The 20733-nt window shown below is 38.9% G+C and carries 21 protein-coding genes; 15 read left to right on the top strand and 6 right to left on the bottom strand.

The annotated features are described in order from the left end of the window. Position 1: 1 nt before the first annotated feature. Positions 2-163 (bottom strand): hypothetical protein, encoded by a 162-nt coding sequence (locus NSQ94_RS14825; RefSeq protein WP_157727910.1) that lies wholly within the window; start codon positions 161-163, stop codon positions 2-4. Between the two features lie 338 nt (positions 164-501). Between NSQ94_RS14825 and NSQ94_RS14820 the strand changes: the two genes are divergently transcribed. Both NSQ94_RS14820 and NSQ94_RS14815 read left to right on the top strand, forming a co-directional pair. Beyond that, positions 502-939 carry a DUF86 domain-containing protein gene (locus NSQ94_RS14820; RefSeq protein ID WP_063387088.1) on the top strand — a complete coding sequence of 146 codons (438 nt, stop codon included), beginning with the start codon at positions 502-504 and terminating at the stop codon, positions 937-939. A 27-nt stretch (positions 940-966) separates the two neighbouring features. Further along, positions 967-1734 carry a TIGR01457 family HAD-type hydrolase gene (locus NSQ94_RS14815; protein ID WP_063387087.1) on the top strand — a complete coding sequence of 256 codons (768 nt, stop codon included), beginning with the start codon at positions 967-969 and terminating at the stop codon, positions 1732-1734. Between the two features lie 50 nt (positions 1735-1784). Here NSQ94_RS14815 and NSQ94_RS14810 read toward each other — a convergent pair whose 3' ends face one another. Beyond that, a complete protein-coding gene (locus NSQ94_RS14810; RefSeq protein ID WP_063387086.1) occupies positions 1785-2267 on the bottom strand; it encodes a phosphatidylglycerophosphatase A in 483 nt (160 codons plus the stop codon). Positions 2268-2480: 213 nt separating this feature from the next. On the opposite strand from NSQ94_RS14810, the gene yutH reads away from it, so the two are divergent. The 5 genes from yutH (at position 2481) to thrB (ending at position 7983) form a co-directional block, all read left to right on the top strand. After that, complete coding sequence (gene yutH / locus NSQ94_RS14805; protein ID WP_339229529.1) at positions 2481-3464, top strand: spore coat putative kinase YutH; 984 nt, start codon at positions 2481-2483, stop codon at positions 3462-3464. Between the two features lie 138 nt (positions 3465-3602). Further along, positions 3603-4562 carry a D-glycerate dehydrogenase gene (locus NSQ94_RS14800; RefSeq protein ID WP_327863260.1) on the top strand — a complete coding sequence of 320 codons (960 nt, stop codon included), beginning with the start codon at positions 3603-3605 and terminating at the stop codon, positions 4560-4562. Between the two features lie 147 nt (positions 4563-4709). Further along, positions 4710-6008 (top strand): homoserine dehydrogenase, encoded by a 1299-nt coding sequence (locus NSQ94_RS14795; protein WP_186439305.1) that lies wholly within the window; start codon positions 4710-4712, stop codon positions 6006-6008. Further along, positions 6005-7066, top strand: coding sequence for a threonine synthase (thrC, locus tag NSQ94_RS14790; RefSeq protein ID WP_063387082.1), 1062 nt, complete (start codon positions 6005-6007; stop codon positions 7064-7066). The genes NSQ94_RS14795 and thrC overlap by 4 nt, the downstream gene beginning before the upstream one ends. Next, entirely contained in the window at positions 7063-7983 is a 921-nt protein-coding gene (gene thrB / locus NSQ94_RS14785; RefSeq protein ID WP_063387081.1) for a homoserine kinase, read from the top strand. The genes thrC and thrB overlap by 4 nt, the downstream gene beginning before the upstream one ends. A gap of 33 nt (positions 7984-8016) precedes the next feature. Here the strand turns inward: thrB and NSQ94_RS14780 are convergent, their stop codons facing one another. Then, positions 8017-8277, bottom strand: a complete 261-nt coding sequence (locus tag NSQ94_RS14780) for a NifU family protein (RefSeq protein ID WP_232515736.1) — start codon at positions 8275-8277, stop codon at positions 8017-8019. A 124-nt stretch (positions 8278-8401) separates the two neighbouring features. Here NSQ94_RS14780 and NSQ94_RS14775 point away from each other — a divergent pair, with 124 nt between their 5' ends. Next, positions 8402-8725 carry a YuzD family protein gene (locus tag NSQ94_RS14775; protein WP_066249224.1) on the top strand — a complete coding sequence of 108 codons (324 nt, stop codon included), beginning with the start codon at positions 8402-8404 and terminating at the stop codon, positions 8723-8725. A 216-nt stretch (positions 8726-8941) separates the two neighbouring features. Here the strand turns inward: NSQ94_RS14775 and NSQ94_RS14770 are convergent, their stop codons facing one another. Continuing rightward, positions 8942-10012: an NAD(P)/FAD-dependent oxidoreductase gene (locus NSQ94_RS14770; RefSeq protein ID WP_063387078.1), complete on the bottom strand. Its 1071-nt coding sequence runs from the start codon at positions 10010-10012 to the stop codon at positions 8942-8944. A 223-nt stretch (positions 10013-10235) separates the two neighbouring features. Here NSQ94_RS14770 and NSQ94_RS14765 point away from each other — a divergent pair, with 223 nt between their 5' ends. From NSQ94_RS14765 to NSQ94_RS14755, 3 genes are all read left to right on the top strand, one after another. Further along, complete coding sequence (locus NSQ94_RS14765; RefSeq protein WP_063387077.1) at positions 10236-10472, top strand: YuzB family protein; 237 nt, start codon at positions 10236-10238, stop codon at positions 10470-10472. A 351-nt stretch (positions 10473-10823) separates the two neighbouring features. Next, a complete protein-coding gene (gene dapF, locus NSQ94_RS14760) occupies positions 10824-11696 on the top strand; it encodes a diaminopimelate epimerase (protein ID WP_066249227.1) in 873 nt (290 codons plus the stop codon). 63 nt (positions 11697-11759) lie between these two features. Then, on the top strand, positions 11760-12122 hold the full coding sequence (locus tag NSQ94_RS14755) for an iron-sulfur cluster assembly accessory protein (RefSeq protein ID WP_063387075.1): 363 nt from the start codon (positions 11760-11762) through the stop codon (positions 12120-12122). A 768-nt stretch (positions 12123-12890) separates the two neighbouring features. On the opposite strand, the gene NSQ94_RS14750 is transcribed toward NSQ94_RS14755, so the two are convergent. Further along, positions 12891-13883, bottom strand: coding sequence for an NAD(P)/FAD-dependent oxidoreductase (locus NSQ94_RS14750; RefSeq protein WP_063387074.1), 993 nt, complete (start codon positions 13881-13883; stop codon positions 12891-12893). 284 nt (positions 13884-14167) lie between these two features. On the opposite strand from NSQ94_RS14750, the gene NSQ94_RS14745 reads away from it, so the two are divergent. The 4 genes from NSQ94_RS14745 to NSQ94_RS14730 all read left to right on the top strand — a co-directional run bounded on the left by NSQ94_RS14745 (position 14168) and on the right by NSQ94_RS14730 (position 18958). Further along, positions 14168-15391 (top strand): NAD(P)/FAD-dependent oxidoreductase, encoded by a 1224-nt coding sequence (locus NSQ94_RS14745; RefSeq protein WP_186439306.1) that lies wholly within the window; start codon positions 14168-14170, stop codon positions 15389-15391. Between the two features lie 826 nt (positions 15392-16217). Then, on the top strand, positions 16218-16535 hold the full coding sequence (locus NSQ94_RS14740; RefSeq protein ID WP_063387105.1) for a YuiB family protein: 318 nt from the start codon (positions 16218-16220) through the stop codon (positions 16533-16535). A 221-nt stretch (positions 16536-16756) separates the two neighbouring features. After that, the gene (locus NSQ94_RS14735; protein ID WP_063387072.1) at positions 16757-17374 is read left to right on the top strand and encodes a 3D domain-containing protein; all 618 of its coding nucleotides are present in this window, start codon (positions 16757-16759) and stop codon (positions 17372-17374) included. Between the two features lie 90 nt (positions 17375-17464). Further along, a complete protein-coding gene (locus NSQ94_RS14730; protein WP_339229527.1) occupies positions 17465-18958 on the top strand; it encodes a leucyl aminopeptidase in 1494 nt (497 codons plus the stop codon). A 425-nt stretch (positions 18959-19383) separates the two neighbouring features. Here the strand turns inward: NSQ94_RS14730 and ald are convergent, their stop codons facing one another. Further along, positions 19384-20526 (bottom strand): alanine dehydrogenase, encoded by a 1143-nt coding sequence (gene ald, locus NSQ94_RS14725; protein WP_063387070.1) that lies wholly within the window; start codon positions 20524-20526, stop codon positions 19384-19386. Positions 20527-20733: the final 207 nt, after the last annotated feature.

The following is a 20733-nucleotide window of genomic DNA, read 5'->3' as shown; positions in this document are numbered from 1 at the left end:
CTTACCTCTGCTTCGATTCGCATAGCGATTTTTCTGTTGAAATAGAAGCAAAATAACACAATTTTTTTATCAGCCCGCACATCTGCTGCCAATCAGCCCATGATTTCTGTATCGAATGGGAAGTTAATTGGAGAAACATATCATGAATCGGCACGAAAGTCATATTCAAAATCCTCCTCTGCTTGTCATGAAAAATCGTCATCTGTAAAAGCAATTTTTTGTGCGCGTTTAGGAATTTCTTTACTAAATTGAAAAAATCTAAGCGGATTCTACCCGGCATGCAAGATGTATCAAACCGCGGAAAGCTTACGCCTGCTCAATCACGAAATCCAAATTTTAGAAACATCAGCTCTGTTTGCCAAAATCGATCCGTCTAACGAGAGGATTTAGTGTCTCTGCTTTAAAAAACTCAAAAGTGTGTAAAGTAGTAGGTAGTTCAAATGGTCGAGTATGGTAAAATAAAAAACGGATACAAAAACCTTAAGAAAGGAAAGAAATCATATGTATTTTGTGGACAGAAAAAAGATTGAAGATACTGTAAAATTTGTAGAAGATCTTGTATCCATGTTTGAAGGCCATCAACAGTGGGAGTCTGATGTTGAAAAAAAAGCGTTGGAGCGGATTGCCCAATTGTTGATTGAGGCGATTTTAGATATCGGAAACGGAATTATTGACGGTTTTATTATGCGGGACCCGGGCAGCTATGAAGACATTATTGACATTTTAGAAGATGAATCTGTCGTTGACAGCAGGGATGCGGAAGGATTAAAAAAATTAATTTCCTACAGAAAAATGCTCGTTCAAGATTATTTAAACATACGGCATGAAGAACTGTATGATTCAGTATCAACCCATTTACAAGTTTTGAGAAATTTTTGCCATCGTGTTCGAACCTACTTGGAAGATGAACTTGGACCAGTTACAGCTTTTAAGCCGTAATGGATTGATTGAAGGAGTGAAAAAAAATTGAAGAAATATAAAGGATATTTCATCGATTTAGACGGCACCATGTATCGGGGTACAGAAAAAATTGAAGAAGCTGAAGAATTTGTTAAAAAACTGAAGGAAAAAGGAATTTCGTACTTATTTATGACAAACAATTCTTCTAAAACTCCGAAGCAAGTAGCTGAAAAACTAATCAGTCTCGGCATTCCGGCGGAAGAGCATCAAATTTTAACTTCAAGCATTGCCACAGCCAACTTTATTTGGGAAAGAAAACAAAATGCTTCTATATATGTAATCGGAGAAGAGGGGCTGCGAAAGGCCTTGGAGGAAAAAGGTTTTCGCTTCGTCGATGAAAATCCGGATTTTGTCGTTGTGGGTATTGACCGAAACATCAATTATGAAAAGCTTGCCAAGGCCTGTTTAGCGGTTCGCGCAGGTGCAACATTTATTTCAACAAACGGGGATACTGCTCTGCCGACTGAGCGAGGACTGCTTCCAGGCAATGGCGCCATTACATCGGTCATTTCAGTATCTACAAATGTTCAGCCGATTTTTATCGGAAAACCTGAAAAAATTATTGTAGAGCAAGGGCTGAAAATGCTGAAAACGAAAAAAGAAGAAACGCTTCTTGTCGGAGATAATTACGAGACGGATATTAAGGCAGGTATCCAATCAGGGATGGACACCCTTCTTGTGCATACAGGCGTAACAACGAAAGAACACTTAAAACACAAAGAAATACAACCGACTTATACAGTGAATAACCTTTCGGAATGGCATGTGCTATGATGAAGCCTTTTTCTTTTCCAGCTGATTTCACAATAGGTGCTCCGCTGCCCCTACTGTGAATCAGTGGATCGATGGGCGAGCCGGCTTGAAGCTGCCGCTGCAATGGCTCCGACAATATCATCTAGAAAAGTATGACACTTACCTGTGCTTTTATCGTTTAAATGAGCAAGTATACCAGGCTTTTGTTTATCGATATAGCCATAGTTCGTAAACCCGATTGATCCGTAAATATTCACAATGGAAAATGCAAGAATTTCATCAATTCCATATAATCCTTCATCCGATTGGATGATCGACTGAAGAGGCTCCTGTAAACCCCCCTTTTCTGCTAGAACATCTAATTGAATTCCGGTTAAAATGGCATTTTGAACCTCTCTTTTCGAAAGAACTCTTTCCACGTTTTGCAAACAGTCTTCCTTTGTTAAGTTCGGATAATATTGCTGCTGTAAAAAATAGACGAGCTCTGCGATGTCATCCGGTGTAACTCCTCTATCTTTCAGCCATTTTCTTGCAGTTTGCTCTATTTTATCCATGTCGTTCACCCTATCTTTTACAAGTATATGAAAGTGCTGAAATCGGCTGTGACGCCGATTTCAATAAATTCTTGCTTAAATTTTCAAAAAGCATCAACATCTTTTTTATATTGTATACACAAAAGCTTTTCTACATGTTATAGTTTATGGCATTTTTTCATTATTTATATTGGGGTGTTTTTTTGAACAATGGATTTATAGGGGGAACTAGGAATGAAAGAGCTTTTAAAAAAGCATTATGGAATAGATGTACTCGACTTTTTTTCAATTGGTCAATGGCAGGGGTTTAAAACAAAAAGAAATATCGGTTTTATTGCTGCTGTTTCACATATTGACCATAAGGAGCTTTATGAACTGTATGAAATGAGTCGTTATCTCCTTATGACTAGCGAGAGAAAAGCTGCTTCGTTTTTATTAACTGTAAATGGGGATCTTACGGCAGAACATAATGGAACGCGCTACGCTGTGTTTCAAATACCTCAACAAACAAAGCGGCTTAATATAACTTCTCTCGGAAAAGAGCTGTCATTTTTTCACGAAGTTGGCAGAAGGCTGCCTTTTACTCCCGTTCATTCGAATCGAATTGGGCAATGGAGAAATTTATGGGCAAGGCGGATCGATCAAATGGAGCAATTTTGGAGTATTCAAATTGCTTCAAAGCCTCATCACGCCTTTGACAAGCTATTTATTGAATCCTTTCCATATTATTTAGGCTTAGGCGAAAATGCCATCCAATATTTAGCGGATACTGAGCTTGATGATCGACCATTGCCGGTTGATTCCGGCACCATATGTCATCAACGTTTTACGAGAGAAACATGGGAAAACGCATTTTCATTGCCTGTTGATTTCGTTTTTGATCATGGAGGAAGAGATATTGCTGAATGTTTAAGGTATGATTTTCTGACAGGAAGGCAAACAATTGATGAGCTTTTTTTGGCAGAATACGACCGAGCGTCTCCGTTATCCTCTTTTTTTTGGCGGTTAGTTTTTAGCAGGCTTTTGTTTCCTGTTCATTATTTTGAATGTGTTGAAAACTATTATCTTGCAGAGGAAGAAGAAAGGGATTCTCTGCAATTTCAAATGGAAAAAATTTTGCAAACATCTTCGCAATATGAGCAATTTTTATCTTCGTTTTCATCTATGATATATTTGAGGAAAAAGCAAATTGTATTGCCGGCTTTGACATGGTTATAAAAGGTTCAGTCGCATTTTGTTGTGGTATCATAAAAAAGAAAGCAGCTAAAATCTTGCAACTGTTTCGAACAAAGCATTGATTTTGTCATATCAATTCAAAACAATAGCTATTTATTAGAAGAAGGAGAAGATGAATCAGTGACCCAATATATTTTTGTAACAAGAAAACTGCCAGAAAACCTATTGGATCCTCTTCGTTCCATCGGAGTTGTCGACATGTGGGAGCAGGATTCTCCATGTCCGAGGTCTGTATTATTGGAAAAGGCAAAAAAAGCTGATGCTCTGCTTACAATGCTGTCAGACCGGGTGGATGAAGAACTGCTTCAAAAAGCCAAAAAATTAAAAATCGTTGCTAATTTAGCAGTCGGGTATGACAATATTGATCTCGAAGCGTCGAAAAAGTACGGCGTGACTGTAACTAATACACCGGATGTACTAACAGATACGACTGCCGATTTAACCTTTGCTTTGTTAATGGCAGCGGCAAGAAGATTGGTTGAAGCTGCGGATTATGTAAAAGAAGGAAAATGGACAGGGTGGTCTCCATTTTTGTTGGCAGGAAGCGATATCCATCATAAAACGATTGGGATCGTTGGGATGGGGAAAATTGGAGAAGCTGTTGCGAGACGGGCAAAAGGATTTGATATGGAAATTTTGTATCATAATCGTTCAAAGAAACCGGAAGTGGAAAAAGAGCTTGGAGCGAAATACTGCACATTTGATGAATTGCTAGAGAAAGCCGATTTTGTCGTTAATTTAACACCATTAACAAATGAAACGAAAAACTTGTTTGACGAGGAAGCCTTTAAAAAAATGAAAACAAGTGCAATATTTGTTAATGCTGGCAGAGGAGCATCTGTTGATGAAAACGCTTTGTATAATGCTCTAAAAACTGGTGAAATCGCTGGTTGTGGATTGGATGTGTTTAAAGAAGAACCGATTGATTCCAATCATCCGCTTTTATCATTGAAACAAGTTGTAGCACTTCCGCATATCGGCAGCGCGAGTCGGGAAACCCGCATAAAAATGATCGAACTTTGCGTCGAAAATATTCAACGTGTGTTAACGGGCGAGAAACCGAAAACAGCCGTTGTTTAAACGCCCAAAAAGCGTTTACATATGCGGATGATGAAAATTTCTCTTGTAAAATCAGTCATTGAAATTTATAATGTCTTATAAAACAGTTAATGTCTTTTTACGGCAGACAATTGTCTATTATAAATAAACATAAGGGAGATGAATTGGTTGGAATCAATCTCAGTAGGACTGCTCGGTTTAGGCACCGTTGGTAGCGGAGTAGTAAAAATCATTGAAGACCACCAGGATAAGCTCATTCATTTAATCGGGTGCCCGGTGAAAGTAAAAAAAATTCTTGTTCAAAATACAAATAAAAAAAGAGACGTTCATGTAGAACCTTCCCAATTAACGACAAATGTTCATGAGGTAATAGAAGATCCGGATATTGACGTCATTATTGAGGTCATGGGGGGAATTGAGCAGACACGGGAATATTTGCTTGAAGCATTAAATCGGAAGAAGCATGTTGTGACGGCAAATAAAGATTTGATGGCAGTGTACGGAACTGAGTTGCTCAAAAAAGCGACGGATAACGGCTGCGATCTTTTTTATGAAGCAAGTGTCGCAGGCGGCATCCCGATTCTGCGTACATTGGTAGATGGATTGGCGTCAGACCGGATTACAAAAATGATGGGGATTGTTAACGGAACGACAAACTTTATTTTAACGAAAATGTCAAAATACGGAACCCCTTATGAAGAAGTGCTGAAGGAAGCGCAAAGATTAGGATATGCAGAAGCTGATCCGACTTCTGATGTAGAAGGCTTGGATGCAGCGAGAAAGATGGCGATTTTGGCAAGACTTGGATTTTCTATGGAAGTAGATTTAGAAGATGTGGAAGTAAAAGGGATAACGGATATTACACAAGAGGATATTGATTACAGTAAACGGCTCGGCTATACGATGAAATTAATCGGCATCGCCCATCGAAGCGGTGATAAAATTGAAGTTAGTGTACAGCCTGCACTGCTGCCCGATCATCATCCGTTAGCTTCCGTCCAAGATGAATATAATGCGGTTTATGTGTACGGCGAAGCAGTAGGGGAAACAATGTTTTACGGTCCTGGCGCAGGAAGCTTGCCAACTGCAACCGCTGTTGTTTCGGATTTAGTAGGCGTATTGAAAAACATGCGTCTAGGTGTAAATGGAAGAAGCGCCGTAGCCCCGCAATATCAGAAACAATTGAAGGCACCTGAAGAAATTTTTGCCCAATACTTTTTACGAATTCACGTAGAAGATCAAGTTGGAGCTTTTTCAAAAATTACATCCCTCTTTTCAGACAGAGGTGTAAGCTTTGAGAAAATTCTCCAATTACCTCTGAAAAATAAAGATTTAGCGGAAATTGTCATCGTTACCCATAAAGCATCGAAAAAAGATTTTGAGGAAATTTTAATGGAGCTCCGAGATTTGCAGGTTGTTAAGGAAGTTAAAAGTACGTATCGAGTAGAAGGGAACGGCTTATTATGAAATGGAATGGACTAATTGCAAAATATAAAGAATTTTTGCCAGTAACGGACAAAACACCGATGCTGACATTGAACGAAGGTAATACTCCTCTCATTCATTTAGAAAAATTATCTGAAAAATTAGGCGTTGAGCTGTATGTGAAAACAGAAGGAGCGAATCCTACCGGTTCATTTAAAGACCGCGGTATGGTGATGGCAGTTGCAAAAGCGGTGGAAGAAGGAAGCACAACTATAATGTGCGCTTCAACTGGAAATACGTCTGCAGCTGCTTCCGCCTATGCGGCACGTGCAGGATTGCGTTCCATTGTTGTTATACCGAACGGAAAAATCGCTTTTGGAAAGCTTGCCCAAGCAGTTATGTACGGCGCAGAAATTTTTGCAATTGAAGGAAACTTCGATGATGCCTTAAAAATGGTTCGTGAAATTTGTGAAGAGCTGCCAATTACTCTTGTCAATTCTGTAAATCCTTACCGAATTGAAGGGCAAAAAACAGCGGCGTTTGAAATTTGTGAACAGCTGGGAAAAGCTCCGGATTATTTGGCGATTCCGGTTGGAAATGCTGGAAACATTACAGCATATTGGAAAGGATTTAAAGAGTTTAATGAGCGGCACCAAACAGGGCTTCCAAAAATGCACGGTTTTGAAGCGGAAGGCGCCGCAGCCATTGTAAAAAATCAAGTGATTGAAAATCCGGAAACAGTGGCAACTGCCATTCGAATTGGAAACCCAGCAAGCTGGGAATTTGCTGTCAATGCTGCCAATGAATCAGGCGGAAAGATCGATATGGTAACAGATGAAGAAATTTTGGATGCTTATCAATTAATTGCAAGAACGGAAGGCGTTTTTGCTGAACCTGCTTCAAGTGCATCTATTGCAGGAGTGATGAAAGATGTAAATTCGGGGAAAATCCCGAAAGGAAGCACAGTTGTAGCAGTATTGACCGGCAACGGATTAAAAGATCCGAATACTGCGATCGATGTGTCATCCATCCAGCCGATCGTGCTGCCTAATGAAAAGAAAGCTGTGATGGACCATCTCAAGGGAGATGGGCATGTATGAAAGAAGGAGACATGTTAAAAATTCAAGTTCCCGGAAGTACAGCCAATCTTGGCCCCGGTTTTGATTCTGTAGGGCTCGCTTTAAACCGCTATTTAACACTAGCCGTTACATTTGCGGAAAATTGGACATTTAAGCCGGTAAGTGAAGAAGTAGCAAACGTACCGGAAGGGAAAGAGAATTTAATTTATAAAGTCGCTTCCAAGCTAGCAGAAAAACATAGTGTTAATCTTCCTGCATGTTATGTGGAAATTTCAAGTGATATTCCGATGACAAGAGGACTCGGAAGCAGCGCGGCCGCCATTGCAGCAGGGATTGAGCTTTGCGATCGTGTTTGTAAACTGAATTTGAGCGATGAAGAAAAAATTCATTTTGCCAGCAAGTTTGAGGGACATCCGGATAATGCCGGAGCTTCTATAGTAGGCGGTCTAGTGGTCGGCTATTTAACAGATGACCACACATATTTTGTAAAAGTGGATAATCTGGATGTGGATATTATCGCGGTTATTCCGCCATATTATTTATATACGAAGGATTCTAGAGGCGTTTTGCCGAAGACATTTAAATTTCAGCAGTCGGTGAAAGCCAGTGCGATCAGCAATGTGCTTGTTGGGAGCATCATGAATAATAATTGGGAATTGGCAGGCCAAATGATGGAAATGGACATATTCCATCAACCGTATAGGGAAAGTCTAGTTCCTGAACTGTCAGCTGTTCGAAAGATAGGAAAAGAGCACGGTGTGTACGGGACTGTATTGAGCGGTGCAGGTCCAACGATATTGTGTTTTGCTCCAAAAGGCATGAGACACTCATTGCGTCCTAAACTAAAAGAGGCTTTTCCTCATTGTGAAGTAACACAGCTAGAAATTGATTATGAAGGGACAAAGTCTTGGTTTACTCATATTGAAAGCTTGATATAAAGAAACAAACCGGCTTTTCGCCGGTTTGTTTCATTAAAATACTTGTTCTACTTCTACGATGCCTGGAACTTCTTCCAGCAGAGCCCGCTCAATACCTGCTTTCAAAGTAATGGTAGAACTTGGGCAGCTCCCGCACGCACCTAAAAGGCGCAATTTCACAATGCCCTCTTCAACATCAACTAATTCGCAGTCTCCGCCGTCACGAAGCAAAAACGGGCGCAGCTTATCTAAAACTTCCTGTACTTGTTCTTTTATTTGAACATCTGACATACTATCGACTCCTTTCTTATCCATCATTATATTCAAAATGAGCGATAAAATCTATTTGTAAGTTTCAAATTCATTGTATCACATTTTTTTTAAATCTAATATGGATAATCTAGGAGATCATCATTTTATTAAATAGGAGAGAACAAACATGAGAAAACCGGTAGAAATTTGCGTTTATGGTGCAGAAAACTTATGTCCAAGCTGTGTAAATTCGCCTTCAGCAAAAGATACATTTGAATGGCTGGAAGCAGCACTGACTAGAAAATATCCAGATCAGCCATTTGACATCACATATATTGATATATATTGTCCTCCGGAAGATGAAGAGAAAAAGAAAATAGCCGATCAAATCGTGAAGGAAGAATATTTTTATCCCCTTGTTGTCATAAATGGAGTGGTAGTAGGAGAAGGAAATCCAAAGATAAAAAGGATTTTTCAAGAGATGGAAAAACATGGTTACCAACCTGTGTAAGAAAGAGTTTACTCGTCATCCAGAACTGTGAAAGAAAAAGTGCATTGTCGATTTCTTCAAGCCAAAAGAACAGATTCGCTAAAAAAAAAAAAAAAACGCTGCTTCGTTTTTTTGCATGCAAAATAATAGACAACTGTATTTCTCTTGATTTATATTTTCCAGTGAAAGAGTTCCGGAAAAAGAGAAGCCGGACGTACAAATGAACGCCCGGTTTTCTCATGCTCCACTATGATATTTATAAATCCAAAGAATTCCTGATTTTAAAAGACGTGGCACACGTCCAGTGAGTGCGCGATCTCCTACCATCCCAAAACCTGATTTTTTTCCGAGAGAACCGAGAACGCCTTTTAATTTGAACGGCGGCAGTTCCTCTGGAAGAGGTTCGTTGTTCCATTTTTTGAGCAATACTTGTACAATTTGTTCAGCCTGCGCTTCGGCAAGTTGAGCACTTGGTGCGTAAGGAAGGCTTGCACAGTCTCCAACAACATACACATGTTCATCTTGAGGAAGATGATGGTATTTTGTTAAAATAACCCGTCCTTGCCGGTCTTTTTCAACATTCAATTTCCTTACGACATAATTCGGTTGAATTCCTGCGGTCCAAACGACAACATCACAAGGAATCGGTTCATCATGGTTATAAACCATATTTGGCTCAACTTTTGTAATATTGGCGCTGTTGATTACTTCAACCCCGTGCTCTTCAAACCATGTTTGGACATATTTGCTTAATCGTTCCGGGAAGTTTGATAAGATCACTTTTCCGCGGTCAAACAGCTTGATTTTTAAATCGGATCTGCTTTCACGCAGTTCGCTTGCCAATTCAACGCCGCTCAATCCGGCTCCAACTATGCAGACTGTTGCACCTGCTCCTAAATTGTTCAGCTTTTGATACGTTTCACGTGATTGATCGATTGTTTGAATGCTGCAAGTGTATTTGTCAGCACCCGGAACATTATGATACTTGTCTTCGCATCCTAATCCGATGATAAGATCATCATACGTGATTGGAGATTGATCTTTTAAATGTACAAGCTTTTGTTCAAGGTCAATGTCCGTGACTTCACCGTAATGAACGTTCAATTTCGGGTGTTCTGGAAAGGCCACGCGCACGTGCTGATCTGAAATCGTTCCCGCAGCCAGCGCATAGTATTCCGTTTTTAAACAATGATAAGGGTTTTTATCCACTAATGTTATTTCGACACCATCCGGCAAGTTATTGGGAAGCAGCTTGTGAAGAATTCTCATGCCGCCATAGCCGCCTCCGAGGAGCAGTAACTTTCTCATCGCGATTCCCCTTTTCCCTGCAAATGTTTACCCCAAAACTGTGACAATCGTAACAAATGCCACTAAAAGTATAACGAATTTATGTATAAATCACAACATACTTAAGGAAAAATAGCACAATTGTTATGGCAAAATGTTAAATGAGCCTTGAAGTTCAATGCTTTGACAATGAAGAAAAAAAGCATTATGATAGGCTACTGAGTATAGAAGGAGGACAATTCACGTGAAACCAATTATAGAGTTTTGTGTCAGCAACTTAGCAAACGGTTCACAAAAAGCATTAGAACAATTAGAAAAAGATCCTAATTTAGATATAGTTGAATACAGCTGCCTAGGGTATTGCGGCCAATGCTACGAATCGCTTTTTGCCCTTGTAAACGGAGAAGCGGTAGAAGGGGAAACGGCAGAAGAGCTAGTGGAAAATATTTATCAATTTTTAGAAGAAAATCCAATGTTTTAATAGAAAATAAAAGTGAATGATAAAATTAAAAGGGAGACAAGCTTTTGATTCTCCTTATTTTGATCCTGTCTCTAAATATTTCATTCGAGGTATGAGAGCATATTATAAAATGTAAGTATGAATCTCAATATTGTTTCTCAGTACGACGCTTGCCTTTGCGGATGAGTCTTTTTTTTACGTATGAGCAAGGTGTTTGAAGCGGCAGGCTGATGATATAAAAAATAAAAGCCCCTCTTATATTTCCCGAGGAGCTTTTATTTATATATGAAAACGGGGGATATTTTTATTGTCAACAAATTTTGAACGTTTTATACTTATAAAAACAAATTTTTTGTTGTTTTGGAGGAAAAGATGGAAACTTTTCAATTTACAAAAATGCATGGATTAGGAAACAGTTATATTTATGTAAATGGATTCGAAGAAACGCTTCCGGAGCATCTCCTGCCAGATATTGCGCGAAAAGTTGCGAACGTTCATACCGGCATCGGTTCAGATGGGCTAATATTAATTCTTCCATCTGAACGTGCGAATGTGAAAATGAGAATTTTCAACAGTGACGGTTCAGAAGGAAAAAACTGTGGAAACGGTTTGCGCTGTGTCGCAAAATATGTTTATGAGCATAACATAGTAAAAGAGAAAAAGTTTTTGATCGAAACACTTTCTGGCTTGGTTGAAGCCGAAGTCCATGAAGAAAATGGACGAGTATCAAGCGTCACAATTGATATGGGTCACCCTAAGCTGTTAAAAAAGGAAATACCGATGGCCGGAAACGGAGATGAAACAGCTATTGGTGAAATCATGGAATTTAACGGCTCGAAATATGAAGTCACAGCGGTTTCGATGGGAAATCCACACATCATCTTTTTTGTAGACGATATTGAGAAAGCTCCATTAACAACATTGGGACCGATTGTCGAAAAAGATGCAAGATTTCCAGAAGGGGTAAATGTAGAATTTGTCGAAATCGTCAACGACCATGAGCTTCATTTTCGAGTATGGGAAAGAGGTTCAGGTGTCACACAAGCTTGCGGCACCGGAGCATGTGCGGCAGTGGTCGCATCCGTATTAAACGAGCAAACAACAAGAGGCAAAGAAACAGTTGTCCATCTTGCCGGCGGCGATTTATTTATTAAATGGACTGACGAGGGGAACATTTTGATGAAAGGACCTGCTGAAACGGTTTGCACGGGGACCTATTATTATGAATCCGGTTCAGAAATTTGAGAGTTTTTTTCTGAAAAGGTATACTAAAAGTGACTCAAAAATTAATGAAAAGGAGGATGGGTCATGTCTGAAATTGTTATGCTTACCGAAGCGGCAGCTTTTCAAATAAAAGATATGATGAGAGAAAATGAAGAAGAAGGCGCCTATTTGCGTATTGGTGTGAAAGGCGGCGGCTGCACTGGACTTTCATACGGCATCGGGTTTGAACAAGAAAAACAAGAAGATGATCACGAATTTGAACAATTCGGCATTCGGATTTTAGTGGATAAAGACAGCGCCCCTATATTAAAGGGAACAAAGATTGATTATAAACAATCGATGCTTGGTGGAGGATTCACGATAGACAACCCTAATGCGATTGCGTCTTGCGGCTGCGGCGCCTCCTTTAGAACTGCAACACACGCTGGAACACCGGAAGAGTGCTAAAAAAGATTCTTTCCTGAAGCCAAGCATAATGATCGCTTTATTCCTTAACTTTTTCTATACTCACAATAAAATATATCCTAATAAAGTGGAATCCAAAAAGAAAAAGTCTGCTTTATTAGGATATTTTTATGGGAAAAACGGCTAAATGCAACTTATTAAAAGTGATAGAGAATTAAATGAGGATATTTACAGATCACAGATTTTCATCATGGAAGACTGTGCGAAAGACTATATGAATTACCGATGAAAGTTGAAAAAAGATAGGGCTGTCCGATGAGTTTCTAAAATGAAGGATTTTGGAGCTACTGTAAAGGACAAAAATAAAGGAATCAAGTTTGTAAATGTCCTTCATAGAGGCAATGAAGTCCAACAAGAAGCAATTGTATGTGCTGAATGTCCGTCATAAAACTTTTGAAGACTAATTCAGAAAGAGAGCATAAGAAAAGTCCTTCATAAAACTTCTGAAGGATGTAAACAAAGGAAAAATAGTCTGTCCGATTGATGCAGTCTGGTTTCTTTAGAAAAGTACTTGACAAAAAGGCTGTCTCAAAAGGTCATAAAAAATGACCTTTTACGAGACAGCCTTTATTCTTTCCAATAAAATTTACTTTTGCTTGTTATTCCCGCTGTAAGGGAGCTGTTCAGAAAGTCAAATCCCCATTGAAAAACAAAAAATCATAAGCACCGATATATCAACGTTTCTAAAACATTAAAGAGGGGGTCAATAAGCCGAAAAAATGACTTATTAGACACCCACATCTTTTTTCATCAATTAAACATACTTGTGCTGTGCATTGGCTGAACTTTTGCGCTTGGGTCAATATAAGCTTTGGCATTGTTTACAGCTGTTGGACCTTCGCCAAACCCAGTCGCAATTAATTTTATTTTTCCTTCATAAGTACAGATGTCTCCGGCAGCATAAATTCCCGGAATATTTGTTTCCATTTTTGAGTTAACAACAATCGAATTTTTCTCAATTTCCAGCCCCCAGTTTTTGATAGGGCCTAAAGAGGAAACGAAGCCAAAATTGACAATTACTTCATCTACATCAATAATCTCTTTCCGATCTCCTTTTGCTTCTTCGACTACGACTTGTTCAATTCGATCCTTGCCGATAAGCTCAACAGGAACAAAAGGTGTTAATATATTTGCTTTAGAATTTTTTAATTGATTTACGCTATGCTCGTGCGCGCGAAATTTATCTCTTCGATGGACAACCGTTACTTTTTCTGCAATAGGCTCAAGCATTAACGCCCAGTCAACAGCTGAGTCGCCGCCTCCAAACAGGACGACCTTTTTGCCTGCAAAATAGTTTAAATCTTCTACAAAATAGTGCAGGTTTTTCCCTTCAAATTGCTCAGCATTTTCCAGCTGAAGTTTACGTGGTTGAAATGCGCCGTTTCCGGCAGTGATGATAATCGTTTTTGAATAATGTATTTCTGAATTTGTCGTTAACTTAAATGTCCCGTCACTTTGTTTTTCAACTTCCTGAACTTCCTGTTCAAGGCAGACGGTTGGATTGAATAAGGCAATTTGTTCTTTTAAATTATTGACTAATTCTTGAGCTCTAATTTTTGGAAACCCCGCTACATCATATATGTATTTTTCAGGATAAAGCGCTGTCAATTGCCCTCCTAATTGTGGAAGGCTTTCAATAATTTTAACGGAAGCCTGCCTCATTCCTCCGTAAAAAGCTGTGAACATCCCGACAGGTCCCCCGCCAATAATCGTTATATCGTAGACTTTGCTGTCCTCTTTCACAGACGATTCCCCCTCTTGTTAATCTTTATTAATCATATCATAAAAAAAAGATTGTAAAAATACAAAAATTCTGTCATTTAAAGATTTATAAAGTTGATCATTTAGCTTAAAAATAAACTTGAAAAGTTGGACACAAACGGATATCATGACTATAGGTAAAAAGATGTTAAATTTTATTGACAATTTTGCCCTTATAATTTTTTGTCCAAGAACGTGAATATTTTCACAAATTATGTGAAAAGTGAGTCTAGAATTGACCGCTTTAAAAATTACGGAAAAGGTTGGTGTGTCTTGTGAGAAATCCTAAAGTTGTTATTTTAGGTGCCGGTTATGGAGGATTAATGACCGTAACACGTCTACAAAAAATGGTGAGTGTGAACGAGGCTGATATTACACTTGTCAATAAGCATGATTATCATTATGAAACAACATGGCTGCATGAAGCATCTGCAGGCACCCTTCATCATGACCGATGCCGCTATCCAATTAAAGATGTAATTGATACAAACAAAGTAAACTTTGTGCAAGATTCTGTAAAATTAATTAAAACAGATGAGAAAAAAGTCATTCTTGAAAATGGCGAGCTTAACTATGATTACTTAGTAGTCGCTCTTGGGGCTCATCCGGAAACGTTTGGAATCCAAGGGTTAAAAGAATACGCTTTCACAATTTCCAACATTAATTCTGCTAGACAAATTAGAGAGCATATTGAATATCAATTTGCTACATACAATACAGAAGAAGAAAAAGATGATACACGTCTAACCATTGTAGTCGGAGGTGCAGGATTCACTGGAATTGAGTTTTTAGGCGAACTTGCCAACCGTGTTCCTGAGCTTTGCCGAGAGTATGATATTGACCCTAAAAAAGTCCGTATTATTTGTGTGGAAGCAGCACCGACAGCACTTCCAGGTTTCGATCCTGAACTTGTGGAGTACGCAGTCAATCAACTGCAGCGCAAAGGTGTTGAGTTTAGAATCGGCACAGCGATAAAAGAATGTACTGAACAAGGAATTATTGTTGGGAAAGACGATCAAACGGAAGAAATAAAAGCAGGCACTGTTATTTGGGCGGCTGGTGTGCGCGGAAACAGTGTAATTGAAGAATCTGGTTTTGAGGCAATGCGGGGCCGCGTAAAAGTAGAGAAAGACTTGCGCGCACCAGGACATGATGATGTGTTTATTATTGGAGACTGTTCATTAATTATTAATGAGGAAATCAATCGTCCATATCCGCCGACAGCGCAAATTGCAATGCAGCAGGGAGAAGTTTGCGCGAGAAATTTAGCTGCATTAATTCGCGGTAAAAAAGAACTCGAACCATTTAAGCCAGATATTAAAGGAACTGTTGCTTCTCTAGGAGAAGATGATGCAGTAGGTATTGCGTTAGGCAAAAAAATGGTCGGTACAAAAGCATCCTTCATGAAGAAAATGATTGATAACCGCGCGCTATATATGGTTGGCGGAGCAGGTCTCGTGTTGAAAAAAGGAAAATTCAAATTTTTTTAAGCTGAAGAAAAGAGCAAAGGCTTAAGGGCTTTTGCTCTTTTAAAATAATGTTTTATAAACATGAACAGCTTTTGTAATTTCTTTTAAAGCAGGAAAGTAAAATGTTTGGAGAAGGAGCCGCTCTGTATTTATTGAATTTTCGTAGTAATAAGCTTTTAAACAAATTAAATTAAAGAGCTCGCTATGCTGATTGCGATTAGAGGGTTCGATTCAGCATAAAATCGCCATGCTGATCTGCAATTATATAGTAGCCTGATGTAATTGGTCTGTAGGACAGCTATACCCGATATTTCCTTCAAAGTTCTTCGTTTTATTCTCAAGTTCTTGTGCTTCTTTTGTTTGTTTACACCGTCTTTTTTGTGCTTGAAGGAATGAAAGTTCTCTCTTAAATGTTGAAGCCAAATCCCTCTTTATGGTACTAGCACAAAAGCATCTCACATGAGTAAAAAACAGACAAAGCACTGTACATTAGGACAATCTTTCTTAAAGGTGATTTTTGGCATTTTAAAACATTTGGGGAAACTTCCAGTTTTTTTGTATAAATTTTGAACTGCTCAAAGGTTGGAGAGCCTACTGAGAACCTTTTTGTGTGCATGTCAAACTTGCTTTGCTGATTTATGCCGAATAAATTCAATCTTGTACTTGATATATTGGAATAAATAGGTTAATAATTAAGGTAACAATTTATCGATTTGCTGCTTTAAAGGTTTGGCACATGTAAGAAGATCTGGCAAATTAACAAAGGCTGGTCAAGTTTTATCCTTATTAAACCACATAAAAACTTTTAATAATAATACGACAGTTTTCTGAGGGTGAGGTCACGATGATGAACATACCGGTGCTGTTGATTTCCATGCTGCTGTTCTTAGTTTTATTTTTTGGAATCGGTTTTTTATTAAATATGCTTTTAAGAATGTCATGGATAATGGCGATACTTTATCCGTTAGTATGTATTTTTTTAATTGATGAAGTGAATTTTTTTGATTATTTCAAATCACCTAGCCGATCATTTTCTCTGTTGGGTGAAAAAATCGCCTCTCTTGCCGTAGCAGACATTCTCATTTTAGGAAGCGGGATGGTAGGCGCGATTCTATCAGGGATTGTCATTCGAATGCTTCGAGCAAGAGGATATCAAATGTTTTAAGCTTTTCCGTATAATCGGAAGGCTTTTTTTTATGTAAAAAAAAAACGCTTTTTTGTTAAAACAATGTTATTTGAGTGCCTACATTTTATTTTTAATTTATTGGAAAATTTATACATGTCGGAATGTATTGAAAAATACACTCCTTTCAAAAGCTCCTCCAACGTATATTTTGTTTACGATTTGGAAACAAATAGACGGTGAGAGGAGTGAAATTAGAAAAAATGAAGAGTATAAAAATGTGGACTAGAAGAATTATGATGAGTCTGTTGTTTATTGGGGCGTTTTTAACAACTTTTGAAACCATTTCAGGTGTGAAAGCAGATGAACTGACAAAATGGGTGATCAAACAATATAATCAAAGAGAAAATTCCCAACAAGCCGTTGCAAAAAATATTAATCATGCAAATCAAGGACAGACGATGGAAAAATCCATTGATTTATCAAAGTATCCAAAAAAAACAGTTGTGGCTACCGGATATACAGCCGGATATGAGTCGACAGGAAAACATCCTGGTCACCCTGAATATGGAATTACTTATTCAGGTGTTAAAGTAAAAAGGGATCATTTTTCCACTATAGCAGCAGATTTAAACGTTTTTCCGATCGGAACGATACTTTATGTACCCGGATATGGCTACGGAGTTGTTGCAGATAAAGGTGCTGCGATTAAAGGCAATCGGCTTGATTTGTATTATGAAACAGTAGAAGATGTTTACAATCAGTGGGGAAAGAAAAAAGTGGATGTTTATTTAGTTAAAAAAGGAAACGGAACGTTAACAGAAGAGGAATTAAAAAAATTAAACGAAAATAAAACGATGGAAGTTTTTAGACAACGGTAGCTTATCCCACAGGGATGGGCTTTATTTTTTGGTTTGAAAATAAAGCAAAGTTCTATTCGACCTCGTATAATAATTGAAGGAGGTGGAAAAATGTTTAAAGTACTAGACGGTTTAGAAGGGGAAAGTTTAATTGTTGGCCTTTTTAAGCAAAACGGAAATTTGTCAAAAGCTTTGCAGGAGCTGGATAAAAAATTGAACAATCAACTCACCAAGCTTATAAAATCAGGTGAAATTTCTTCTGCGAAAAACAGTGTCGCAAAACTATATACATTCGATGCTGAAAACGTAAAACGAATTTATTTTGTCGGGCTTGGGAAAGAAAAAGAATTCACGTTCCAAAAGGCAATGGAAGCTTTTGGGCATGCGTTTCAAGCTGTTCAACAAGATCAGAAAAAGATTGTAAGCGTACAGCTTTCTACCTTTATTGGAGGAGATGTGGAAGAGGTAGATGCAGCTCATGCACTAGCGGAAGCGTTTGCCCTTTCTACATACAAAATAAAAAACTATAAACAACGATCAAGCAGCAGCGAATCAAGCATTGAAGCTGTTCATGTTTTGACAGATGCAGATAAAGCGAAAATAAACGCAGCCTTAACTGCCGGTTATGTTTATGGAAGAGGAACAAATTCGGCAAGAACTCTTGTGAACATGCCTTCAAATTTATTAACTGCGACAGAACTCGCGAATTATTCCATCGAACTGGCCAAAAAATATTCTTTTGAGATCGAAATCCTTGAAAAAAAGGATATGGAGGAAATGGGCATGGGGGGGATATTGGCGGTAAATAAAGGCTCCAGTGAACCCCCTAAAATGATTGTGTTAAAATACCAAGGAAAAAAGATTTGGGACGATGCGATTGGTTTAGTCGGCAAGGGAATTACTTACGATACTGGGGGCTACTCGTTAAAACCTAGAGATGGGTTAGTAAACATGAAGACTGATATGGCAGGAGCAGCAGCCGTTTTAGGAGCGATGGAAATTATCGGTGAAATAAAACCGAAACAAAATGTTGTAGCCGTTATTCCGGCTACTGACAACATGATTGGCAGCGGAGCGATGAAACCGGATGATGTCATCGTGTCATTAAGCGGAAAAACAATTGAAATTTTAAATACAGATGCTGAAGGGCGTTTAGCTCTTGCAGATGGCATCACTTATGCAAAGCAGCATGGAGCGAAATACATTATCGATGTTGCCACTTTAACCGGTGGAGTTATTGTTGCTCTAGGAAAGCACACAACAGGTGCGATGACGAACAACGAAAAACTGTATGATCAGCTTTTGAAAGCGTCTGTTGAATGTAATGAAAGAATATGGAGATTGCCAATTTTTGAAGATGACCGTGAGCGGGTAAAAAACAGTAAAATGGCGGATTTGAATAATTCCCCTGGCCGGGAAGGACATGCGATAATGGGCGGTACTTTTTTAGCAGAATTTGCTGAAGATACGCCGTGGGTTCATTTAGACATTGCCGGGACATCCACTACTGCTAAGAAAGGCCCTCTAGGACCTGAAGGAGCAACTGGTGTGATGACTCGAACATTGGCGGCCTTTGTGGAAAAATTCGTGCCGATTAAATCATGATGGAGTCATCCATCATTCGGTTGAACTATTGCAGATTAGGCTTTATGTCAGAAATGTTATTGCTGTTTCAGTTTTTCGGCAGGAGCCGCAATTCAATATAGGAGAGAGACGGAATCTATTTTGTAAAAAAGATGACCCATTCAGTATGCTTGAAAATCGTGGATTGATTTCTTTCTGACATGTATGTTGTCGGAAGCAACACCAAATTAGGATAATGTGTCGGCACATTCTGACTTAACAAATTGCTGCACATTTATCCTGATTTGGTCTGTATTGTGCACGATTAGCCCAGTACTTAACATGTCTATAAGTGCGCATTTTTTATTGCTTTTCAAAAGAGAGCGAAGGCTTTTTTTGCATTTTTGATAATAGATTCGCGGAGAACTGTTTTCCTTCTTTTAAGGTAAGTCGAAAATATATGTGTATTATGTGGCAGAATTCATATTTGCGAACTCTTTTTCAAAAACTTTTTCTACAGGAACATAATTGTACCCAAGATCGCGGGCGACTGCCTCATACGTTATTTCTTTGTTGGCAACGTTGACACCTAATTTGATCGCTTCGTTTTTGGCGATTACTTCTACTAACCCTTTGTTGGCTATTTGCAATGCATATGGAATGGTCGAATTAGTAAGGGCGAACGTAGATGTTCTCGGAACTGCTCCCGGCATATTCGCAACTGCGTAATGAAGGACCCCGTGCTTTACATATGTCGGATTGTCATGAGTGGTGACATGATCGCTCGTTTCAAAAATCCCGCCCTGGTCAATGGCAACATCAACGATGACTGATCCAGGTTTCATCGATTTTACCATTTCTTCAGTCACAAGCTTTGGCGCTTTTGCACCGGGGATTAAGACAGCACCGATGACTAGATCCGCTTCTTTTACTGCTTCGAAAATATTATAGGAGTTAGACATGAGCGTTTGAATGTCGTTGCCAAAAAGATCATCTAATTCCCGAAGACGCTTAGGACTTACGTCAAGGATGGTTACATGAGCTCCTAAACCGATAGCCATTTTTGCAGCATTTGTACCGACTACCCCGCCGCCGATGATGACGACCTTGCCGCGTTCAACGCCTGGAACACCGGATAATAGAATACCTTTTCCGCCGTACGGTTTTTGTAAAAATTGCGTTCCAACCAGTGTTGCCATACGACCGGCCACTTCGCTCATCGGTGTTAACAGGGGTAACGAATGACCGTCAGAAACTGTTTCGTAAGCGACCGCAATCACACCGGATTCCTTCAACTCTTTTGTCAGTTCAGGATTAGCTGCAAGGTGCAAGTAAGTAAACAGAATAAGACCATCACGGAAATATTTATATTCTTCTTGAAGCGGCTCCTTGACCTTCAACACCATATCTGCTTCCCAAACCTTGCTTGTATCATGAAGAATTTCGGCTCCTGCTTGAATATATTCTTCATCATGAATTCCGCTTCCAAGACCTGCACTTTCTTCTACGAGTACACGGTGACCTGCCTTGACTAATGAAACAACTCCAGCTGGTGTAATGGCTACACGATTTTCGTTATTTTTAATTTCCCGCGGTACACCAATTATCATTGCAATCCCTCCTGTATAATATAATTTCGTTTTAATATTCCATATGTACCAACAATGAGTCGGAATTTTCATGTACCTGTCCATTTTATTGTTTCTTTTCCTGCTGGCAATCATTCATTGAATTTTTTGTTTTTATATCATATGCAAATCGGTGTATGTTTGTCTGCAGCTTTCAGCGAAACCGCCAGTATATTTGCATGAATTTAT

Origin of the sequence: Aeribacillus sp. FSL K6-2833 (assembly GCF_037965815.1) — a bacterium.
Lineage (GTDB): Bacteria > Bacillota > Bacilli > Bacillales > Aeribacillaceae > Aeribacillus > Aeribacillus composti.
The sequence above is the reverse complement of the archived record's forward strand: the minus strand, read 5'-3'. Positions and strand labels throughout refer to the sequence as shown.

Excerpts from the sequence above, each read along its gene's own strand:
- NSQ94_RS14825 (WP_157727910.1), bottom strand. The coding sequence starts at position 163 with ATGACTTTCGTGCCGATTCATGATATGTTTCTCCAATTAACTTCCCAT.
- NSQ94_RS14820 (WP_063387088.1), top strand. The coding sequence starts at position 502 with ATGTATTTTGTGGACAGAAAAAAGATTGAAGATACTGTAAAATTTGTA.
- NSQ94_RS14810 (WP_063387086.1), bottom strand. The coding sequence starts at position 2,267 with ATGGATAAAATAGAGCAAACTGCAAGAAAATGGCTGAAAGATAGAGGA.
- yutH (WP_339229529.1), top strand. The coding sequence starts at position 2,481 with ATGAAAGAGCTTTTAAAAAAGCATTATGGAATAGATGTACTCGACTTT.
- thrC (WP_063387082.1), top strand. The coding sequence starts at position 6,005 with ATGAAATGGAATGGACTAATTGCAAAATATAAAGAATTTTTGCCAGTA.
- thrB (WP_063387081.1), top strand. The coding sequence starts at position 7,063 with ATGAAAGAAGGAGACATGTTAAAAATTCAAGTTCCCGGAAGTACAGCC.
- NSQ94_RS14780 (WP_232515736.1), bottom strand. The coding sequence starts at position 8,277 with ATGGATAAGAAAGGAGTCGATAGTATGTCAGATGTTCAAATAAAAGAA.
- NSQ94_RS14775 (WP_066249224.1), top strand. The coding sequence starts at position 8,402 with ATGAGAAAACCGGTAGAAATTTGCGTTTATGGTGCAGAAAACTTATGT.
- NSQ94_RS14770 (WP_063387078.1), bottom strand. The coding sequence starts at position 10,012 with ATGAGAAAGTTACTGCTCCTCGGAGGCGGCTATGGCGGCATGAGAATT.
- dapF (WP_066249227.1), top strand. The coding sequence starts at position 10,824 with ATGGAAACTTTTCAATTTACAAAAATGCATGGATTAGGAAACAGTTAT.
- NSQ94_RS14755 (WP_063387075.1), top strand. The coding sequence starts at position 11,760 with ATGTCTGAAATTGTTATGCTTACCGAAGCGGCAGCTTTTCAAATAAAA.
- NSQ94_RS14740 (WP_063387105.1), top strand. The coding sequence starts at position 16,218 with ATGAACATACCGGTGCTGTTGATTTCCATGCTGCTGTTCTTAGTTTTA.
- NSQ94_RS14735 (WP_063387072.1), top strand. The coding sequence starts at position 16,757 with ATGAAGAGTATAAAAATGTGGACTAGAAGAATTATGATGAGTCTGTTG.
- NSQ94_RS14730 (WP_339229527.1), top strand. The coding sequence starts at position 17,465 with ATGTTTAAAGTACTAGACGGTTTAGAAGGGGAAAGTTTAATTGTTGGC.
- ald (WP_063387070.1), bottom strand. The coding sequence starts at position 20,526 with ATGATAATTGGTGTACCGCGGGAAATTAAAAATAACGAAAATCGTGTA.